We start from the raw sequence: 15,505 nt of genomic DNA on the forward strand, positions 1-15,505 counted from the left end.
GACGGGAATCGGCGGGACACGCCGCCGCAGGACCAACACGGATGGCCGCCCCACCGGACCATCGGGCCGACGCCGGCCGCCCGCCAGTGCGGTGACGTTCGAGGTCAAGGAAGCGCTGCGTCCGCGGCTCAGGCTGCGGCCAGATCGTCTTCGGTCGTCGTCAACGCCGCTCCGTGGCACATCCGGGCATATCGCCCCAGCGCCATCAGCGGGAAGTAATGCCGATAGAGGTGATATTTCAGGTAGAAGACACGCGGGAAGCCGGTCCCGGTAAATTCGTCTTCGTCCCATGTGCCGTCCGGCCGCAGCGTCTCGGTCAGATAACGGATTCCGCGCTGGACGGTGAGCGAACCGGCTTCCCCGGCAGCCAGGAGGCCCATCAGGGCCCACGCCGTCTGTGAAGCCGTCGTCGGTCCCTGTCCGCGGAGCGAGGGATCGTCGTAGCTGCGGGCCGTTTCGCCCCAACCGCCGTCCGATTGCTGCGTTTTCTTCAACCATTGGACGCCATGCTGCATCCGCGGATCCGTATGCGGGACGCCGATTGCCTCGAGGCCAACCAGCACCTGCCACGTTCCGTACAGGTAATTCACTCCCCAGCGGCCGTACCAGGCGCCGTCCTTTTCCTGCGTCTTCCAGACGAATTCCAGCGCTTCGGCCAGAGGCTCGAGCGACAGGCTTCCGCCGCAGCGGCCGAACATTTCGAGGGTCCGCGCGGTGATATCGGCGGTCGGCGGGTCGATCATGGCGTTGTGATCGGCGAACGGCACACGCGTGAGCAGTTCCCGCGTGTTGTCGGCGTCGAAGGCTCCCCAGCCGCCGTTCTTGCTCTGCATCGAGAGGATCCAGTTGATGCCACGGCGCATCGCGTCGAGGATCGGCTGGGACGTATCGAGGTTGGCGAGGATGTGGCGGGGATCGGCGGTTTTGCCCGCCATGATCACCCCGTCGACCGAGTGCTGCTCCGTGCTGCGGACGGTCGCCGGCGACGACAGGGCGAGGTTCCACGACACCTGTTCTCCTTCCGGCAGGCATTTCGCCAGCGCCATCAGGACCATGATGGTGTCGTCGATATCCGGATAGAACCGGTTGTTGAATTCGAAAGCCCAACCGGAAGGCTCGACCTCCTTGTTCCGGACCGACCAGTCGCCCGGCTGACGGATCTCCTTCGACAGCAGCCACGCGATGGCCTGGCGAATCTGTGGCGAATCGGCCGGCACGCCCGCTTCGCGGAGGGCGATCACGCTGATCGCGGTATCCCACACGGGAGACCGGCAGGGCTCCAGCCAAGCCATGTCCCCTTCGCGGATCGTCAGCTTTTCGAGTTCGTGCAGAGCGGTCTTCACTTCCGGGCTGTCCTCGGAATAGCCCAGGCACTTCAGGGCGACGACGCTCCACACGATGGGAGGGAAGATCGCGCCGAGACCGTCGCTGTCGGCGAAGCGCTCTTTCATCCAGTCGGCCGCGAGCCGGATGCAGCGCTTGCGGAGCGGCATCAGCCTGAGCTTTTCGAGTCCTTTCCAGCCGCGGTCGACTCCGCGGAAGATGGCGGCCCAGTCGATGAGCGTTCTTTTTGTCATTTCGTCGAGCTGTTCGCTCTTCGCCATGACGACCGGCAGCTCTTCGGGGGATTTCAGGAACAGCTCGCGGAAGTGCTGCTCAGGTGGAAGCGTGATGCTCGGCTGGAACGCCCACAGGAGGCTCAGCGGCACGACGATCGTCCGCGACCACGACGACATCTCGTAGATGTTCAGCGGCATCCATGTGGGCAGGAGCATCAGCTCGGGCGGCACTGCAGGGCATTGCCGGTACGAGATGATCCCGAGGAGCGCGAAGTAGTAGCGTGTGAAGCTGTTGACCTTCTCGGCGCCGCCGGCGGCGCGGATCGCATCGCGCGCACGGACCATGTGCTCGGCGTTCGGATCGTCGCCAACGATCTTGAGCGCCCAGTAGGCCTTCACCGACGCGCTGATCTCCAGCAGCCCGCCGGGGAACATGGCCCATCCTCCGGTCGGCAGCTGCTGGCTGCGGATCGAATTCGCGCACGCTTTCGAGTGCTCGGACTGCCCGCGGCCGAGGTACGTCAGGAGCAGGATGTATTCCGACTCGAGGATCGTGTCTCCCTCGAGTTCGCCGATCCAGTAACCCTCGAGATGCTGGTGTTCGAGCAGCCACTCACGGGCAGACCTCACCGCAGCCTCCACCTCAAAGGCAGCGGCGTCCTGGGGGAGGGAAACGGGGTGTTGTGCTGCCATCGCCGAAGTGTCCCGGCGTCCCAGCCGGTTTGTGCCTGAATTCATTTCAGGTCCTTCCGTAAGTGGAATCCTGCCAACGAGGTGCGATCGTAGGACGGTCGGAAACCGCGCGGCAAGGTCATTTCACCGCCCGGGCGGGAAACCCCTCGATGATCGCAGCGTTTTCCGCAAGAAATCGGTCCCGCCAGGCGTAGCTGTCGAGCAGTCTCTCGATCGGCCGTCCCATCTGCACATACGCGGCCGCGAGGGCTTCAATCGTGGCCAGTCCAGCCGCCGGATCTTCAAACAGTTTCGATGTTCTGGGGTACGCCGTAACCCATCCCCCCAGGCTCCGCACCGGGACATCTGCGTAGTCCCTTTCCATGGTCGCCGCGTAGCGCCACGTCCCGTCGAGGATCAGCAGGCCCCGATCGGCATCGTCGGCCGTCAACTGCGGGCCTCCCAATCCGAGTCGGACATATCCCTCCAGCGGCTGAGGCCCGCGTTTCGGATGTTTCCAGAACACGAACCCCTCCTGCCCACGCAGCGGCTGCACGCTGCACTTGCTGCGACGCTCTTTCGGATGGACGACGATGATCGTGGTGGGGAACATTCCCCCAATTTAGCCGGCCCGCTCGCGGGCCGCCGCTCCTGCCGAGCAACAAAAGTTTCCAGCGAGACGAACCTTAAAGGCGCCCTAAAAGTCGCCGATCACTTCGCCGTTATTTCGGGTGCAGAGGGCCCACATCACCTGTTTGTCGATATTGGCGTTGAGGGCCCGCACGGAACCGTCCATCAGCAGGAAGTTCCCGCTTCCGATATGGGGCGTGACGAAGCCGCCGGGGCTGCCCGTCGGGTCGTTGAAGGCGGACTGCCGGCTGTGGGCGACGACGGCGGTAATCGTCGGCCGCCAGTTCTGGCAGGGCGCGAGGGACGGGTTGTACTGCATCGGCCGCATATCGAAGTTGAACAGCACCTCCTGTCCGGCCACGATGCCGGACCAGGCGCTGCGGACGAAGCCGCTGTGACGTTCCGCGATACCGATGGTGGAGGACGTTCCATCCGTGATGTCCCGCATGCGGACGGCCACGTTGCGGTGAAACATGCCGTTGAAGGGCTGGTGTTCGTAGCAGCCGTACAGCGGATCGCCGCCGGTCTTCGCTCCACCCAGGACGCCGACGAAGCTGGTCGAGGACGCATCTGTCATCACCGTGGGCGTCGCGGTGACGGACGGGGGATTGCCGCAGTCGTAGATCGAGATGGCCGTTGGACCCGGATCGGTGGGGCAGCGAAACACCGTCACATTCGTGTTCCGCGCCTTCGCGTTGACCGGAGCGGTCAAGGGGAGGTTCATATCGATCGTGTTGGCGAAGGTCCCCTGTTCGAGGAAGGGGAGCATGCGGGTGAAGAAGCTCCAGCCGGGGCCGAGATCGTCAGGGGCCGCAGTGCAGTTTCCGGCCGGAAGAGTCCAGTTGGGGTCGGCCAGTCGCGAGACGACGCCCGGCGGAAACGCGGTGAAGGCGTCGTGATAGTTGTGGAGCGCGAGCCCCTGCTGTTTGAGGTGGTTCTTGCACTGGGTCTTCCGGGCCGCCTCGCGCGCCTGCTGCACGGCGGGCAGGAGCAGGGCGACGAGAACTGCGATGATCGCGATCACGACCAGCAGCTCGATCAGGGTGAAGCCGCGCCGAAAGCTCGTCGTTCTTCCGGCACGCAGGTTCGGCTCGCTCATTGATCAGACTTTCATTGCCTGGGGAGACTCACAGTTCCGTCAGCGGCCCGATGCCGGCCACCGTCGTCTGCCCGAGCGGGTACTTGTCGAGCAGCTCCCGCACATCTTCGAGTGACACCGCCCGCAGGTCGGCGAGGTCGTCCTCGATCGTCCGGTATTCCTTGCGATACATCCAGTTTCCGCCGAGTGACGACAACCGGCCCATCGGCCGCTCGCCGCTGAGAACGATTCGCGAGGCCACCTTGTTCCGCGCCTGCTCCAGCTCTTCGAAGGTGATTGAGCTGCGGTTGACGTCGTTGTAGATCTCCGCGATCCGGGCGAGGTTCTCGGAGGCCGTATCCGGATTGGAGCAAAGGTAAGTCGACCAGACACCGCTCCCTTCGTAGTCGCTATAGGTCAGGTCGGCCGATTCCACGATTCCCGGGTCGACGAGGTCCCAGTACAGCCGGCTGCCGGAGTCGTCTCCGACGACAACCGACACGATGTCCGCCGCGAACCGAAGCGTGTCGGTCGCGGACGGGGCAGGGGCCATCTGCACGACGTGCTGCTGCTTCAGGTCTTTCTGCAGCAGCAGCTTGTTCGCCTGCGGCTGGGCCTCGGCGATCGCCCGGTCGGGGCGACCGGCCGCCCAGCTTCCGCAGTGCTTTTCAGCCAGTTCGACGAGCTGCTGCCAGTCGATATTGCCGGCCGCCGCCAGCAGGATGTTTCCGGCGCGGTAGCGGTCCTTGAAGTAGGCCCTCATCTGGTCGACCGTCAGAGCGGAGACCGTCCCTACCGAGCCGAGCACGCTCTGGCAGAGCGGATGCCCGGCGAAGTGTGACTCCATCGCCTTTTCGAGAATCGCGAAGGCCGGCATGTCGTCATACATGCCGATCTCTTCGAGGATCACCTGCTTCTCGGTATCGAAGTCTTCCGTCCGGAGGGCAGGCGTGAGGAGGTTGGCGAGCAGTTCGAATGTCTTCGGCAGGTACTCGGGCAGGATGGCGGCGTAGTAGAGAGTCATCTCTTCGCTGGTGGCCGCGTTGTACTGGGCTCCCAACTCGTCAAAGATCCGGTTCACGTCGTCCGGAGTGAATCGGTCGTTTCCCTTGAACGCCATGTGTTCCAGGAAGTGACTCACGCCGCTGACGGCCTCGGTCTCATCACGTGATCCGGCTCGCACAAAGAACCCCAGCGCGGTGCTGTAGGCGCGAGGATTCAGCTCCGCGATGATTTCGAGGCCGTTGGGAAGCTCGTGACGGTGAAAAGACATGGATTCGGTGAAAGGGTGTCGATGATGTCCAAGGCCCGGCTTCTGCAATCAGGTTCGGGCGTCGTTCGGGAACGTCGCTTCGCATCGCGGCCGGGAGGCCTGGCCTTCTCGGCCGCGGCTCTGCTCATTCTTGCACAATCGTCGGCTGCTGGCCTCCTCGCCGCCGATCTCCCCCGCGTTCCGCCGGGCTTTACCGTCACCCGCGTCACCACACCCGGGATGGTGCAGCATCCGACGATGGCCTGCTTCGACGACCGGGGGCGGCTCTACGTCTGCGAAAGCGCCGGGACCAACGCCAATGCGGCCGACCTCCTCAAGGATCCGCAGGACAAGATCCTCCGTCTCGAAGACACCGACGGCGACGGGACTTTCGACAAGTCGGTCGTCTTCGCCGACAAGCTGGTGTTTCCGCAGGGTGTCCTGTGGCATGAGGGCGCGGTTTACACCTGCAGCTCGCCCTATCTGTGGAAACTGAAAGACAACAACGGCGACGGAGTGTGTGACGAGCGGACCGTCCTCGTGAAGTCGTTCGGCTTCAGCGGCAACGCCGCCGACATTCACGGCCCGTTCCTCGGTCCGGAAGGACGGTTGTGGTGGTGCGATGGCCGCCACGGGCACGAAATCCGGACGGATGAAAACGGACTCGCCGGCGGCCCGGACAACGCGGTCGACATCCCGGCCAGGCCCGAACCGGGTCTTCCGAACCCGGAGGGAAAGCTACTCTCGCAGGGGAAGGCCGCCCGCATCTTCAACTGCAATCTGGATGGCAGCGACGTCCAGACGTTCTGTGGCGGCGGAATGGATAACCCCGTGGAAGTCGACTTCTGGGACACGGGGGAAGTCCTCGGGACCGTGAACCTGTTTTACGGGACCCCGCGCGGCGATTGCCTCGTTCACTGGGTCTGGGGGGGCGTCTATCCGAAGGCCGACCAGCAGGAGTGCATTGCCGAGTTCCCCCGCACGGTCGGACTGCTCGATGAAGTGGCCAACTACGGGCACGTCGCGGTCAGCGGGATGTGCAAATACCGCAGTGAACAGTTCGGCAAGGGGTGGAATCAATCCGTATTCGTGACGATGTTCAACACGCACAAGGTGGTGCGGACGACGCTGGAACGGTCGGGTTCGACGTTCAAGGCGACGGGGCACGAAGACTTCGTGGTGTTTGATGATCCCGATTCGCATCCGACCGACGTGCTGGAGGACGCTGATGGGAGCCTGCTGGTGGTCGATACCGGGGGATGGTTCCGGATCGGCTGCCCGGCCTCACAGGTGGCGAAGCCGCAGATTGGCGGGGCGATTTATCGGATTCGGAAGGACGGGGCACACCAGATTGATGATCCGTATGGTCGTTTGATTGATGTCGCCAATGCACCCATCGAGAGTTTGTTGGATCTCACAACAGATCCCCGGCCAAATGTTGTTCGTTCGGCCCTGGCACGTCTCCGTAAGCAGTCTCTGACAAGCAATTGGACAAGATTGAAAGGGGAGCATCGCCGCCGGTATATCGAGCTTGAATGGGCCGGATGGATTTCGAAGCACGGGTTGCTTAGCCGAGAGGCGGATGAAGTACTTCAGGAAGCTCTTCTTGGTCCGGACCTTGCATTGCGACGGCGGGCGATTGAGTCGATCGTCCGATACGAAGGGCTCACTCCAATTGATGCGATTCGACCGCATTTTCGACATCGATACCTTGCAGCCATCTCGGCCTCCCTCTCCTCCGGCCCTGTTGATCGAGCGATTGAGCACGCTGCTACGTTCGCGTTTGCACGCGTCTATGCTCAGGGAAGCCCCGTCGGTTATCTATCCCATCAGAATCCAATTGTTCAGCGAGTCGCTTTACTAGCTGCCGATGAGTTCCCCTATGCCGCCGCAAAGGTGCCTGAACTCAAGCCCGAGGACGTCATTCCGCTCCTAGGCACTTCTGACGCCGACCTCCAGCGCACCGTCTTTGACGTCATCTCCCGCCGCGAAGGCTGGGCCGCCGGCGTTGTCGACCTCATTGCCCAATGGCTCAGCGAACCATCCCTCTCGGACGACCGCCGTGCGATCATCCGCCGCTTCCTCGCCGAACGCGCCGGCGAATCGTCCGTCCAGACGCTCATTGCCTCGCAACTCGCTCGCGCAGACCTTTCCGCCGACGCCCGGCAGACTCTCCTCGAGGCCGTTGTGGATGCGAAAGTGCCAGCGATTCCCTCGCCCTGGGTCAGCGGGTTGCTGGACGCGCTCAAAGCCGACGGCCCGGCCCGGCGTCTGGCCATTGCGGCAGCGCTTCGACACAAGATTCCTGATCTGTCGCCGGCGCTGGATGCCCTGGCTGAGGACGAAACGATTCCCTCCGACCTGCGGATTGCCGCCATGGACGTGCAGAACGTCCGCGACCAGCAGCCGCTGGCCGACGCACGTTTCCAGTTCCTTCGCACGCAGCTCGACAGTGACGCGGACCCCGTCCTCACCGCCACCGCCGCCCGCGTGTTGGCGGATTCTCCGCTCTCGCGCGACCAGTTGATCGCCCTGGCCCCGGCTTTCGATGGGGATCACTCCCTTCTGGCCCCGACGTTGCTCCGCGCGTATGCGAACCTCAAGGATTCCGCTGTGGCGATGGCCCTGCTGAACCAGCTCAACCTCGCGGGCGATTCCCTGATCCTGCCGGGCGCTGATCTCGCCCGTGTGTTCAGCACGGCCCCGGCCGACGTCCAGAAGCAGGCCGCCCCGCTGCTTGCGGCGCACGGCCTCGATCCCGCGAAGCAGGCGGCCAAGCTCGCCGAGCTGACTGACGCGACGAAGACCGGCAATGCCCGCAACGGCCGCGACGTCTTCTTCAGCAACAAAGCCCTCTGCAGCCGCTGCCACCGGGTGAACAACCAGGGCGAAACCATCGGCCCCGATCTCTCCATGGTCGGCGCCATCCGCCAGCACCACGAACTTGTGGAAGCCGTCGTCGAGCCGAGCGCCAGCTTCGTCCGCAGCTACCGCCCGGTGGTCCTCGCGACATCTGATGGCAAGGTCCACACCGGCGTCATCGCCAGCGAAACGTCGACCGAGATCACGCTGCGGACGGCCGACTTCGCCGAGCTGCGGATTCCCCGCAGCGAAGTCGAGACGTTCAAGGAGGCCGACCTGTCGATCATGCCAGCGGGGGTTGAGACGCGACTGACGCAGACGGAGCTGGCGGACCTGATCGCTTACCTGGCGTCGCTGAAAGAGCGGAAGCCGTAAGGCTCGCTGGAGGGCTCGCCACGGAGAAGAGAGACCTCACCGGCGGCCGTTCAAGTCGCCGGTTTTTGTGTGGCCTGAGCGGGCCGTGAAAATGTGCCTCGAATCGTGCCACGGCCTGGCTTCGACGTCCTTCGCGATGATCTCTTCGTCCTGGAGGCGGGCTGTAATTCCTACAAAAGGCCGGGGCCGATGTTGAAACTCTGCCAACCCCTGTTGACGGTCTGGGCGGAATGGTGAAAATCCGCCCGCGCCCGGGGTTCATCCTCGAGTCAGTCTCGGCCGACGTTCGTTGGCCGACTGATCCTGAACCCGGTCCTGCCTCCCCTCCCACCTGTTTCAGCGGCATCCCGTCATCCCGCCGTGACCCAAGCCGGCGAGCGCGGCACTGTTCCGATTCGAACACCCGCCAGGATGGCGCCGACAGTTTATGCAACGGACTCGTTCGACTTCCGCCACCGTCAACCTGCGGCGTCTCTTCCCGTCGGCCAGTTTCGTCGGCTGCGCGGAAATGGCAGTCTCGCAGGCGACTGAAGACAGTCGCCAGTGCACTCCCGGCTGCCTCTTCGCGGCCATCCCCGGCACCCGGCAGAATGGTCAGGAGTTTGTCGACGACGCGCTGGCCCGCGGGGCCGCCGTCGTCCTCACCTCTCAGCCGCTCGCTCGCGTCCGGGTCAACCAGTGCATCGTCGGCGACGTCCGCGCCGCCTATTCCGAGCTTTGCCAGGCCCTCGCCGGTCTTCCCGCCCGCCGCCTGGGGATCGTCGGGGTGACGGGGACCAACGGGAAAACAACAACCACCTGGCTCGTCCGCGCCATCCTCGAGGCAAATCGCAAACACACCGGGCTGCTGGGCACTGTCGAATACAGCGACGGCATCAACAGCGAACCGGCCACGCTCACGACTCCCGACTCGAAGTCGCTGGCCAACTGGCTCGAGTCGATGGTGGCCAGCAAGACCCCGTATGCGGCGATCGAACTCTCCAGTCACGCCCTGCAGCTCAGCCGCGCGGCAGGCATTCATCTCGACGTCGCCACCGTTACGAACATCACCCGCGATCACTTCGATTTCCATGGCTCGTTCGAGAACTACAAGACCTCGAAATCGCGGATGCTGTGGATGGTGAAGCGGGGCGGGCTGGTCGTGCTCAATGCCGACGACCCCGGCTCCGCGTCCCTGGCGGAAGTCGTCCCTTCGTCCTCACGATTGATGACGTTCGGAATCGAGAATCCGGCCGACGTCGTCGGCCGCATCATCGAGCAGTCGAACATCGGCAGCCGCTTCGTCGTCGAGCACGGAGCGGAAGAATTCGAGTTTTTCACGCCGCTCATCGGCCGTCACAACATCGAGAACTGCCTGGCCGCGATTGCCTCCTGCCGGCACTTCGGCCTGTCGCTCGATTCCATGGCGGATGGGATCAACACGCTTTCGACCGTGCCCGGCCGGCTGGAGCTGATCGAAGGCCGGCAGCCGTTCCGAGTCTTTGTCGACTACGCCCACACGGATGACGCGCTTCGAAATGTGATCAAGGCCGTCCGCCCCACGACGCGCGGCCGCGTCATCGTCGTTTTCGGAGCCGGCGGCGACCGTGACGTCGAAAAGCGTCCGCTGATGGGGCAGGCGGCGAGCACGGCCGACCTGTGCGTCGTCACGAGCGACAATCCCCGCTCGGAAGACCCCGACCAGATCATCGCACAGATTGTCGCCGGCATTCCGGCCCACACGAAGAAGCACATCGAGGTCGATCGCGAGACGGCAATCGCCTGGGCGATCCGCCACGCCAAGCCCGGCGACACCGTTCTCGTGTGCGGCAAAGGCCACGAGCGCGTGCAGGTCATCGGGACCGAGCGAGTCCCCTTCGACGACGCGGCCGCCTGCCGGCAGCATTTGTTCCACTATCGCATCCCGAAGAGAGCCGCCTCCTGATCGCAGGCCGGCTTCCGGGGTGAAGCCGGCGCTTCCCTCCAGGTCCCGTTTGCAATGCCAGTCGCAACCTTTCACGACCTGATCGTCGCCGCCGGCGGACGGCCTTCGGGCGAGGTGCGTCCAGGCGACCTGATCGGCAAGGTTCGGACGGATTCGCGGCTGGTCTCGCCAGGCGACCTGTTCTGGGCACTCCCCGGGACAGCCATGAACGGACACGACTTCGTCGGCGAAGCCTTCCGTCGCGGGGCGGCCTGCTGCGTCGTCGAGGACGACCGCGCGCCGTTCGAGGGATATCCCCGCATCGTCGTCAACGACTCGCTTACGGCGCTGGCAAAGTTCGCACACGCTCATCGCCGCGCGTGCGACGCCATGGTGATCGCCGTGACGGGCAGCGTCGGCAAGACGACGACCCGCAACATGCTCCACAGCGTGCTGAGCGCCCGATTCAGCGGATCGCAAAGCCCGGCCAACTTCAATAACCACGTCGGTGTGCCGCTCAGCCTGCTCGAGATCTCTCCCCAGCACGAATTTGCTGTGATCGAGATGGGCGCTTCAGGCGTCGGCGAGATCGCAGACCTGGCTCGGATCGCCGCCCCGGAAGCGGCCATCATGACCTCCGTCGCCCCGTCACACCTGGAAAAGTTTGGTTCGCTCGACGCCATCGAACAGGCGAAGGGGGAACTGGTCGAAGCGATTCCCCACGACGGGTTCGTCGTTCTCAACGGGGACGACGCCCGTGTTCGATCGATGAGCGCCCGCGCGAACTGCCGCGTGATCCTCGTCGGCGAAGGGACCCACAACGACCTGCGGCCCGAACGCGTCCACGCCTTGAACGACCTGTTATTGATCACGGTGAGCGGCGTTGAATTTCAGCTCCCAGCGATCGGCCGCCATCACGTCCTCGCGGCGCTCGCGTGCATCGCGGTGGCGCGAGAGATCGGGCTCTCTGACGCCGAGATCGATCGCGGCCTGAAGCAGTTCCAGCCTGTCGGCGGTCGCTCGCGGAAGCTCGACGTCGGCCCCTGGACGATCATTGATGACACCTACAACGCCAGCCCCGCATCCATGGCCGCGGCCTGCGAGTCGCTGAGGAACTGGCAGACAGCCGGGCGGAAGTGGCTCGTTCTGGGAGACATGCTGGAACTCGGTGCCGACAGCGCCGCGTTCCATCGACAGCTTGGCGACCTCGCCGCCCGCTCACAGATTGATGGCGTGATCGCCACCGGGGAATTCGCCGGCGACGTCATCTCCGCCGCACGCGCGGCTGGAATGCAGGGCGGTCAACTCGCCATCTGCCGCGATCTTTCCACTGTGCTGCTGCATCTCGACTGCTGGCTCGCCCCGGGCGATGTGGCGCTTGTGAAGGGATCGCGCGGCATGCGGATGGAGCAGGTCATCGAACAACTCAAGTCGCGGGCGGAAGAAACGCCGTTGCAGAGGCGTCTCGCTGCCTGATCTCCAGATCCTTCCTCCCTTTGCAGATTCCTGGTGTGTTGCCCACAAGTCCGATCCTGCCGAGTGCGAGGGTTCGCGGGAATCCGAAGCACCGTCCCTGAGGCGTCCGGGACGGAGGCATCAAGGCATTTTTCGGAGTGACCTCCTGGGTCGGTCACTCCGTACGCCGCTTCCCGGCAGGATCGGATTGTGATTTCGCGTGTGATTGTCCTTGCCCGGGCCCGGCGTGCCCTCCACCACGCCGGGCTTTCTTCGTTTGGCGGCGCTGATCTCTTCCTTTCCTTCCTTGCCTTCTGTTCAATTCTCCGCGCCGAAGGCTCACTCTTCTGTCCTTTTACGCGTATTGAATCTTCATGCTCCTGTGGCTGCTGCGGTCTCTTGCCCCGGCTGGTGAACAATCGGCGCCGTTCCTGACGCTGCGCATCGCGGCGGCGGCGATCCTGTCGTTCACGGCCGCCGTCGCTCTCGGGCCGTTCGCCATCCGCTGGCTGCGTCGCAGAAAAATCGGCGAGCGCATCGACAGCCCCTCCGAAACGCTGAATCAGCTTCATGCCGGGAAGAAAGACACCCCGACCATGGGTGGCCTGTTCGTCCTCGCAGCCGTGATCGCGGCCGCGTTACTCTGCGGCGATCCGTCCAGCGGCCTCTTGTGGCTCGGACTGCTGGCGGCGTTCTCCTTCGGCGTGATCGGCATCGTTGATGACTACACGAAGCTCACGACGAGCCGCCGGGGCATGTCGGCCCGCGTGAAGCTGCTGGCACTGACCCTCGTCTCCATCAATCTGGGTGTCGGGCTGACCCTCCTCAGCACGCTCCCGGAACTCGGCTCCGGTCCGGCCGATCTCGAGCAACTGGCCGTCACCTGGCAGGTCCCCACGCTCTCCTTCATGCTGGCCGGAACTCTCTGGCGCGCCTTTGTGCTGATCGCCAGCACCAACGCCGTCAACCTGACGGATGGCCTGGATGGGCTCGCGGCCGGTTGCGTCGTCTGCGCCGGAACGGCCCTGTCCGCGCTCGCATATCTGTCCGGCCACCGCATCATGGCTGCGCATCTCGCGATTCCCCATGTCATCGGCGCGGGCGAGCTCGCGGTGTTGGGGGCGGCCATGGTCGGAGCGACGCTCGGCTTCCTGTGGTTCAATGCATCCCCCGCGCAGGTGTTCATGGGGGACGCCGGCTCGCTCCCGCTGGGTGGCCTGCTCGCTTTTATTGCCCTCGCCATCAGGCAGGAATGGCTTCTCGCATTGATTGGAGGCGTGTTCGTTGCCGAGACGCTCAGCGTGATCCTGCAGGTCGGCAGCTTCAAACTGACCGGTCGGCGGATCTTTGCCTGCAGTCCGCTCCACCATCACTTCCAGTTTCGCGGCATGCCCGAAACGAGAATCGTGATCCGGTTCTGGATCGTCGCCGCCCTTTTGGCGATCGCCGGGATGGCGACGGTCCTGTTCTGACCGCCAACCGGCCTTCAGTTCAATTCTTCAGCAGGTGCTTGTCGAACCAGTCGGCGATCAGAGACCAGTCGTCGGCGAGGGTGGCCCAGCCGTGCCCGGCGCCCGGACGGGCGATGATTTCGGCGGTTCGCTTTTCGTCTTCCATCTTCTTCCTGAACAGCTCCGCCTGCTGGAACGGCACGAGGAAGTCGGCGTCGCCGTGAATGATCAGGGCCGGCGGGTCATCGGCGGACACGTGATTCACCGGAGAGATCGCCTTCGCGATCGTCAGGATCTCGTCCTCGTCGGTGATCCGCTCGAACGTGCCGGCTCCGGGAAACCCTCCTTGAATCGGCACGAACTTGTGGAAATCGAACGGTGCGCGGAAGTCCTTCAGCACGCCCCGGCCGACGGCGTTCTCGCCCGGCTTGCCATAGTTCAGGAAATCGGTCGGCGGGAAAAACACCGCGGCCGCCTGCACGCGGCTCGACTCACGATCGACCGGGTCTTTGGCGTCGGCCTTTCCCGGTCCGCCGGCCGTGGCGAGCATCAGCGACAGGTGCCCCCCCGCTGATCCTCCCGTCACGCCGATCAACTCAGGATCAATCTTGTATTCGGCCGCATGGGCCCGGATGTAGCGCGTCGCGCGGTTCAGGTCGTCCACCAGCTCGGGGATCGTGAACTTCGGCTGGCTCCCCATCACGACGCCGAACACCGTGTAGCCCCGACGGGCCAGCGTGCCGATCGCGGTCTTCAGGCCATCGCTGACCACCATGTCGTGTGCGGAATACCAGCCGCCGGAGGCCACCCAGATGACGCCGATCCCCTTCGCGTTCTCCCTCGGGGTGATCACGTCCATCGTCAGGGCCATGCCGTGCTTGCGGCCGTAGACGACGTCGTTGTTCCGATCGAATTGATCCCCGGCAGTCTGCCCGAGGGCGGCGGCAAGAAGCAGCGCGGCAGCGGTCGTATTCACGAAAGTCTCCGGGCGGGGGCTGGGGGGAACAACGTGAACACTCTAATGAACTTCGATCCGCCGGGAATCCGCCGCGGGGGGCCGGCTGGCAAGCTGGGGAAACCACGCTGGTGAATCGGGTTGTGAGATTCCGCGCGAAGCAGATGGCCTCCGGAGGCCGATCGTTGTGCTGTTATGGGAACTGCGCGCACGAAGCGCGCCGACCGTCGCACGGATGGGAAGGGGCAGACCATGGACCCGAACTGGCAGCAATTCCTCGAGAAGTCTGCGAATGAACTGCTGGTGTGGGTCGGGTTTGGGACGATCACCGGCCTGACGGCGAAGGCAATCATGCCGGGCCGCGATCCGGGCGGCGCGGTCGCCACGCTGCTGACCGGCGTCACCGGGACGATCATCGGCTGCGGGTCGCTGTCGTTCTTCTATCCCGAAAGCCGGGTCACGCCGGTGAGCCTCTCGGGATTCGCCTGCGCGACGGGGGGCGCTTTCCTCCTGCTGTTGTTCTACCGCATCCTGGGTGGATCACTGTTCAAAGGGATGGGCGGGCAGGACGTGATCCTCCACCTGTCGAAGGCCCGCCGCGGCCAGAAGACGATCATCCGCGACGTCGCCTGACCGTTCGCCAGACAGGCGCAGGTCCTGTCCACCTTTCGCTGAAGACCGCGACCGGCGAGAATCGGGAGAGAAACCCGTTGTCGCCTGCGTGGGATGCTGGATCGATGCTCGCCCTGATCACCGCCGAGGAATTCGTCGACCAGCGCTACGATCTCCCCGATGCAGGGCAGTGGTCGGAGCTTGATCGCGGCGTCGTCATCCATTTCCAGCCTCCCGACGGCGATCACGGCAACGTGATTCGGAACCTGTCACGAGCCCTCGCCCTCTACGTTCAGGGAGGCGGGCCGGGCTATGCCTGCTTTGACCTCGGGATCGCCGTCACCCGCCGACCCGACACCGTGCGCTTCCCCGCGGCCTGCCACTTCATCGAAGGGCCGCGGTTCGCAGAAGCCGACAAGCCTTTCACGGAAACCGCTCCGGCGCTCGTTGTGGAACTTGCCTCCACGAACGACCGCCGCCGCGGAATCACCGACCGGGTGCTGAGCTATCACGAACTCGGGACCGGGATGGTCTGGGTGATCGATCCGAAGGAGAAATGCGTCCACCTCTGCCCGCGGGGGCGCAGGACCGAACTCCTGACGGCCGACCGCACGATGTCGGGCGATCCTGTTCTGCCGGGGTTTTCAGTCCCGGTTCAGGAACTGTTCGGCGAACCCGAATGGTGGAAGTGACGGAGATTG

The 15,505-nt window shown here is 64.4% G+C and carries 11 protein-coding genes; 6 read left to right on the forward strand and 5 right to left on the reverse strand.

The genetic code is table 11. The features are described from left to right. Nucleotides 1-128 precede the first annotated feature (128 nt). From Pan44_RS14845 to Pan44_RS14860, 4 genes are all read right to left on the reverse strand, one after another. Nucleotides 129-2,297 carry a terpene cyclase/mutase family protein gene (locus Pan44_RS14845; protein ID WP_145030803.1) on the reverse strand — a complete coding sequence of 723 codons (2,169 nt, stop codon included), beginning with the start codon at nt 2,295-2,297 and terminating at the stop codon, nt 129-131. Nucleotides 2,298-2,370: 73 nt separating this feature from the next. Next, entirely contained in the window at nt 2,371-2,844 is a 474-nt protein-coding gene (locus tag Pan44_RS14850) for a DTW domain-containing protein (protein ID WP_231754056.1), read from the reverse strand. A gap of 84 nt (nt 2,845-2,928) precedes the next feature. Then, the gene (locus Pan44_RS14855) at nt 2,929-3,960 is read right to left on the reverse strand and encodes a DUF1559 domain-containing protein (RefSeq protein WP_145030805.1); all 1,032 of its coding nucleotides are present in this window, start codon (nt 3,958-3,960) and stop codon (nt 2,929-2,931) included. Between the two features lie 28 nt (nt 3,961-3,988). Beyond that, nucleotides 3,989-5,212 carry a M16 family metallopeptidase gene (locus Pan44_RS14860; protein ID WP_145030806.1) on the reverse strand — a complete coding sequence of 408 codons (1,224 nt, stop codon included), beginning with the start codon at nt 5,210-5,212 and terminating at the stop codon, nt 3,989-3,991. A 21-nt stretch (nt 5,213-5,233) separates the two neighbouring features. Between Pan44_RS14860 and Pan44_RS14865 the strand changes: the two genes are divergently transcribed. The 4 genes from Pan44_RS14865 (at nt 5,234) to mraY (ending at nt 13,258) form a co-directional block, all read left to right on the forward strand. Next, nucleotides 5,234-8,428, forward strand: a complete 3,195-nt coding sequence (locus Pan44_RS14865; RefSeq protein ID WP_145030807.1) for a PVC-type heme-binding CxxCH protein — start codon at nt 5,234-5,236, stop codon at nt 8,426-8,428. Nucleotides 8,429-8,855: 427 nt separating this feature from the next. Continuing rightward, nucleotides 8,856-10,352 (forward strand): UDP-N-acetylmuramoyl-L-alanyl-D-glutamate--2,6-diaminopimelate ligase, encoded by a 1,497-nt coding sequence (locus Pan44_RS14870; protein WP_145030808.1) that lies wholly within the window; start codon nt 8,856-8,858, stop codon nt 10,350-10,352. A gap of 54 nt (nt 10,353-10,406) precedes the next feature. Then, nucleotides 10,407-11,807 carry a UDP-N-acetylmuramoyl-tripeptide--D-alanyl-D-alanine ligase gene (locus Pan44_RS14875; protein WP_145030809.1) on the forward strand — a complete coding sequence of 467 codons (1,401 nt, stop codon included), beginning with the start codon at nt 10,407-10,409 and terminating at the stop codon, nt 11,805-11,807. 353 nt (nt 11,808-12,160) lie between these two features. Next, nucleotides 12,161-13,258 carry a phospho-N-acetylmuramoyl-pentapeptide-transferase gene (gene mraY / locus Pan44_RS14880; protein WP_145030810.1) on the forward strand — a complete coding sequence of 366 codons (1,098 nt, stop codon included), beginning with the start codon at nt 12,161-12,163 and terminating at the stop codon, nt 13,256-13,258. A gap of 19 nt (nt 13,259-13,277) precedes the next feature. Here mraY and Pan44_RS14885 read toward each other — a convergent pair whose 3' ends face one another. Next, a complete protein-coding gene (locus Pan44_RS14885; protein WP_231754057.1) occupies nt 13,278-14,213 on the reverse strand; it encodes an alpha/beta hydrolase in 936 nt (311 codons plus the stop codon). A gap of 231 nt (nt 14,214-14,444) precedes the next feature. Between Pan44_RS14885 and Pan44_RS14890 the strand changes: the two genes are divergently transcribed. Both Pan44_RS14890 and Pan44_RS14895 read left to right on the forward strand, forming a co-directional pair. Next, a complete protein-coding gene (locus Pan44_RS14890) occupies nt 14,445-14,825 on the forward strand; it encodes a GlsB/YeaQ/YmgE family stress response membrane protein (protein ID WP_145030811.1) in 381 nt (126 codons plus the stop codon). Nucleotides 14,826-14,929: 104 nt separating this feature from the next. After that, nucleotides 14,930-15,496, forward strand: coding sequence for a Uma2 family endonuclease (locus tag Pan44_RS14895; RefSeq protein ID WP_145030812.1), 567 nt, complete (start codon nt 14,930-14,932; stop codon nt 15,494-15,496). The last annotated feature ends 9 nt before the right edge of the window (nt 15,497-15,505 follow it).

Origin of the sequence: Caulifigura coniformis (genome assembly GCF_007745175.1) — a bacterium.
Taxonomy (GTDB): Bacteria; Planctomycetota; Planctomycetia; order Planctomycetales; family Planctomycetaceae; genus Caulifigura; species Caulifigura coniformis.

Bases quoted from the DNA above. Each gene is read 5' to 3' on its own strand.
- Pan44_RS14845 (WP_145030803.1), bottom strand. From the start codon at position 2,297: ATGAATTCAGGCACAAACCGGCTGGGACGCCGGGACACTTCGGCGATG.
- Pan44_RS14850 (WP_231754056.1), bottom strand. From the start codon at position 2,844: ATGTTCCCCACCACGATCATCGTCGTCCATCCGAAAGAGCGTCGCAGC.
- Pan44_RS14855 (WP_145030805.1), bottom strand. From the start codon at position 3,960: ATGAGCGAGCCGAACCTGCGTGCCGGAAGAACGACGAGCTTTCGGCGC.
- Pan44_RS14860 (WP_145030806.1), bottom strand. From the start codon at position 5,212: ATGTCTTTTCACCGTCACGAGCTTCCCAACGGCCTCGAAATCATCGCG.
- Pan44_RS14865 (WP_145030807.1), top strand. From the start codon at position 5,234: ATGATGTCCAAGGCCCGGCTTCTGCAATCAGGTTCGGGCGTCGTTCGG.
- Pan44_RS14870 (WP_145030808.1), top strand. From the start codon at position 8,856: ATGCAACGGACTCGTTCGACTTCCGCCACCGTCAACCTGCGGCGTCTC.
- Pan44_RS14875 (WP_145030809.1), top strand. From the start codon at position 10,407: ATGCCAGTCGCAACCTTTCACGACCTGATCGTCGCCGCCGGCGGACGG.
- mraY (WP_145030810.1), top strand. From the start codon at position 12,161: ATGCTCCTGTGGCTGCTGCGGTCTCTTGCCCCGGCTGGTGAACAATCG.
- Pan44_RS14890 (WP_145030811.1), top strand. From the start codon at position 14,445: ATGGACCCGAACTGGCAGCAATTCCTCGAGAAGTCTGCGAATGAACTG.
- Pan44_RS14895 (WP_145030812.1), top strand. From the start codon at position 14,930: ATGCTCGCCCTGATCACCGCCGAGGAATTCGTCGACCAGCGCTACGAT.